Origin of the sequence: Shewanella benthica KT99, from assembly GCF_000172075.1 — a bacterium.
Taxonomy (GTDB): domain Bacteria; phylum Pseudomonadota; class Gammaproteobacteria; order Enterobacterales; family Shewanellaceae; genus Shewanella; species Shewanella benthica_A.
In genome coordinates this window covers 1-4,591 of the sequence record NZ_ABIC01000079.1, presented here as the reverse complement: position 1 = coordinate 4,591, position 4,591 = coordinate 1, and the positions used below count along the sequence as shown (strand labels likewise).

The following is a 4,591-nucleotide window of genomic DNA, read 5'->3' as shown; positions in this document are numbered from 1 at the left end:
AGCGTTGACTGAAGCTCGTTACAGCAGCGTTATATTGTTGATGTATTGTGGGTGGCCTGATTAAAGGTTTTGAAATTCATGATTATCTGATGGCTTCACTACTATTGAAGGCCCAAGTCAGGCGTGTTAAATATCACACCCTTTTTCCAGCTGGTTATTGGGGGAAATGATCCTCACCGCAGGTGTCTGAACACTTGAAAAGTAGAAACTAAAAGTTTTATCTAGTCACCCAGTAGGGCTTGTATAGTTATCAAGCTGTGCCATATCCGAAACATAATAAGTAATTGATTCGTCAAAGGTTAATAGCAAGTGTCATGTATTCGTTACAACTCTCAACTTGATGTTTTTCAAGCCTTTGAAATTTAAGGCTAAATTCTTGGCATTAACTATGTATTAGTTACAGCACAATTACGATTGTTGAGGTAATAAACTAATGAAACTCCCTCGTAAACCTAGATGTTCAATCTTAGCTATGTTCACGGTCCTAGCCGCCAGCATCCCGATGGCGGCTAGCGCCTTATCGGGCGCTATTTTTACTACCACGGATGATGGTGGCATAGTCAATGAAAATGTGAGGTATACCAGTAAGCTCGAGGTCTATCTTGACGGCGGCCCGAGGATGAATGCCCCGGCTACTGCCGCGGCGCTGCCCGATGGCAACTATTATTTTCAGGTCACAGATCCTAGCGGTAAAGACTTACTGTCTCGCGATCACATTAGCTGCCGTGAAATTAAAATTGAAAACGGTGTCATTATTGAGTATCTGGGCGCTTCCGGCCTCAATTTCGTCAAGAAACAAGGTTCTTGGCAGGCGGTGTCATGCACTCAATATCCAACTAATGGCAACAAGACCATGGCTGTACACGAGTTCAATCCCGATATCGATCATGGCGGTCCTCCCCTCTACGCCATGGTGATCCAGCTCTATCCTTACGATGATACACCCAACAAGGGCGGCGTCTACAAGGCCTGGATCACGCCTGTTGATGCCTATGATCCAGTCAATGACTTCGATAATTCTGGCGGTATGGGCGCGGCTAACCAACCCAATCAGGAAGGTTATCAGGCGGGAAACTTCCATGGGTTTATTCCCCGTTATGCCAAAACCGATAACTTTAAGGTGAAGGAGAAAAAGCCCCAATTCGGTATCATAGCGGTGCGTAATTACCATGACGCTAACCTAAACTGTCGTCTGGATCTGGGTGAGAAGTTTATCTGGCAATGGGAATACGGCATCGAAGACGGCTTGGGGGTGCGTAATGCAGACAGCACCAACGATGAGTCCGGCGGTGACCCATCGACTATCCTGCTTAAGGAAGCGCTGGGACAGTTGAATGATACCTGGATTTTAGATCACTTCCGTTGGACTGAAGCTAAGGATAAGAACCTCAATAGTGACTACTTCACCACGTCGGGTTATGTCCATGCTTATCAGCCGTTCACCTCTCTCAATAGCGGCCCGGAGGATCCTAATCTATGGGATGGTAACGATGTTAATGATTATATCGCGCGTTTTACCATGATCATGCCCTGTCCCGATCTGTTCGATGATGGCTTAAGCCCACAAACGGCCAATGAGTTTTCCAGCTTTATCGCCGCCGACCTCGGTGTAGTGGCGAGTACCAATAGCGATCCGCAGATCACCCTCACCTTAGGTCAGGTGGGCTTCGCGGATATAGATGTGACCAAGATCTTCGATACCAATGGCAACGGCATGCAAGATCAAGGCGAAGTAGGGCTCGCCAACTGGCCAGTGAGATTAACATATGCACCTAGCCTGTTGGAGTCCAATGGCGGCCCGATCCCAGATACCATCGGCTCGGTGGCCACCCCCGTTCTCTATCAAGAACTAGTCGACCGCTTCGGGTTAACATCCGATCCTCTGCTCGTAGCAGGTATAGCCAATAGGGTGACAGATAACGAGGGTAAACTGACCTTCCAGGTATTGCTCCCCAATGGTTACGGTGATGCACCGCTTACTCAGTATCCAACGGATAACTATCGAATCGAGGAGGCCACAGCCGCCGGCTGGATAGCCACCTCTACCGTCATGGTTGACTTCGATGTTCGCTCCGAAGCCTCGGGCAGCGATGGCCGACTGACGCCCATCATGGGTAATGCCTATCTCGACGACAGCAATACTCCATTTAGCAGTGTCGACTTTACCAACATCTGTTTCAACGAGGTGAGCTTCGGTACTAAGGGTTATTGGCATAATAAAAACGGTCTAGGAGAGATGATGACCGACTTTATCACCAGTTATATTAATACCTTAGAACCCTATGACAGTGAGACCAGTTATTTCGGCAAGGGGGATGAACCCTTCGATGGTATGTTCACCAATGGCGATCCCGTCGCGGCGGCCTATCAAAATGACAGCATTTCTGCCGGCGTCTCGGCCGGAGCCGGCACGCCTAAGGCGGAGGTGTCTCACTTCCTGATAGACAGCAATGGCGGTGGCGATCCCAAAGAGCAGTTAGCCCAACAGTTATTGGCATTTCTGTTCAATATTGAGTATCGCTTAGATGGCGATGCCATGGTGATGCTACCAAGTGGGGGAACCATGTCGACGGCCGACATCGTTGCCGCAGCCATCACCGCATGGCAAGGCGCTAATGCCGCCGACCAAGATCACTATAAGACTCTGCTCGACACCTTTAACAATATGAAGGTTGCAGATGGCAATGGGGTTAAATTTGTCCCCAGTGATCCGGAACATTGCCCACCGCTACCCAATGGTTTTGAGTAAGATTTTAGTGCTGAATCTAGGGTGACCGATGGAAAAAATGCTGAAGATTCTTGATATTACAGATTAAGTTTATATAAATCTAGCAGAGGTCATAATCATATGACCTCTGCTTATTCACTTAATAGACTTTAGCTACAATTTTCTCGCTGACTATATTGCCTTTTGAATCTTCAACCCACACGGAAGAGCTATATTTGTTGAGCTCACCGGTAACCTTGTATGTGTCACTCGCTATGGGAGCGAATGATACGTTACCAGAGACCAATATATTACCACTTACCAAGGTTTGGCCATCTGCCATAAACTGAACCAGTGGGGTCAGTGTAAACTTTATTCTCTGCGCTTAATCTGGCAGTCAGAAAGTCTCTCGCTTCCCCCCAAACTTGCGCTGTTGCAGCCAGCGTTAGTACGTGTCAGGTTGCCATGCATCCCCTAATGTAAATCGTTACTTTAAGAACTTTAACTCAAACTCATTTCTGTCCAGAAACATATTAGGGAACTGGCGGTGTTTAGGCTTCGCGATTGTTCTCTTGCTCATCATAGCGCGACTAGCACTTCAGGGATGGCAGGAGACGTTACTCTGGTGCTATTTCTGGGTGTTTATAGGCTTCGCGATATTTATCCACCCACATGGCTGTCGCGCCACAAATTGCCACTGGCATCACGATAAAGTTAATTATGGGGATCATCGAAAACAGGGTGACGGCGGCGCCGAAACTGAAACTCGTTCCCTTAGTCTGCTTGAGGGCAAATTTCATGTCGGGGAAGGGCACCTTATGGTTATCGAAGGGATAATCACAGTATTGTATCGCCATCATCCAGGCACTAAACAGGAACCAGATGATGGGGGCAAAAGTTTGACCGACAAAGGGGACCCAGAACAAGATCAGGCAGATGATGGCTCTGGGCAAGTAGTATTTAAGCTTTATCCATTCCCGGCCCAATATCCGTGGCAGATCTTTAATTAAGTCTATCGTAGTGCCGGTATTGAGATCTTTACCTGTGAGGTGTTGCTCGACCTTTTCGGCGAGTAAGCCATTAAAAGGCGCGGCAATCCAGTTCATCACAGAGCTAAACAGAAAAGACAGCACCACTAGTAGGGTGATAACGGCCAGAGGCCAGAGGATAAAATTGAGCCAGCTAAGGTATTCAGGGAGTTGACCGGTTAGCCAGACGAAGGCGCTTTCTAACTGACCTATGGCAAAATAGATGACGCTGGCAAAGATGACCAGATTAATCATCAAGGGAATAAACACAAAGCGTCTCAGCCCTTTAGTCTTGATCAGACTAAATCCATCGAGGAAGTAATTCACTCCGCTCTTGCTTGTTGTTGGGTTTGTTTTGGGGTTCATAAATAGATTCGATCACCATTCCATGTAAACTTATCAAGATTGTGTTCCACCCGCATGATGATGACAAGTAGTAATACCAATCAATATGAGAAAGTGATCTACTCAGATTGGTATAAATGGCACGGCAAGATCATTATAAATTGAACTTTATGCTCAAGTAGCGATCAGATCACCAAATACTCTTTTTTGGTGATGTTAATGACTGCTACTTTTTTAAAACATTTTGATTCGATTGCGGAACCCCGTATTGAGCGTTGTAAAAAACATAACTTATTAGATATTATTTTACTCGCTATAAGTGCGGTTATGTCAGGCTCTGAAGGATGGGAAGACATTGAAAACTTTGGACATCTAAAGCTTGATTGGCTTCGTCAGTATCGTCCTTTTAAAGCAGCTATTCCTCGGCATGACACTATTGCCCGTGTTATCTGCCGATTAAAAGCGGATGAAATAGAGAAAGCTTTTCAAACTTGGATTTCTTCTCTCCTAG

4 protein-coding genes are annotated in these 4,591 nt (G+C 46.5%); 2 read left to right on the top strand and 2 right to left on the bottom strand.

The window, feature by feature from the left end:
- Positions 1-433 precede the first annotated feature (433 nt).
- Positions 434-2,749, top strand: a complete 2,316-nt coding sequence (locus KT99_RS19235; RefSeq protein ID WP_005503590.1) for a hypothetical protein — start codon at positions 434-436, stop codon at positions 2,747-2,749.
- Positions 2,750-2,867: 118 nt separating this feature from the next.
- Here KT99_RS19235 and KT99_RS19230 read toward each other — a convergent pair whose 3' ends face one another.
- Positions 2,868-3,050, bottom strand: coding sequence for a hypothetical protein (locus KT99_RS19230; protein WP_005503588.1), 183 nt, complete (start codon positions 3,048-3,050; stop codon positions 2,868-2,870).
- A gap of 274 nt (positions 3,051-3,324) precedes the next feature.
- Positions 3,325-4,101, bottom strand: a complete 777-nt coding sequence (gene cysZ / locus KT99_RS19225) for a sulfate transporter CysZ (protein WP_040572239.1) — start codon at positions 4,099-4,101, stop codon at positions 3,325-3,327.
- 198 nt (positions 4,102-4,299) lie between these two features.
- Between cysZ and KT99_RS19220 the strand changes: the two genes are divergently transcribed.
- Positions 4,300-4,591: ISAs1 family transposase (locus KT99_RS19220; RefSeq protein ID WP_050774394.1), on the top strand; the 292-nt coding region annotated here is incomplete at its 3' end.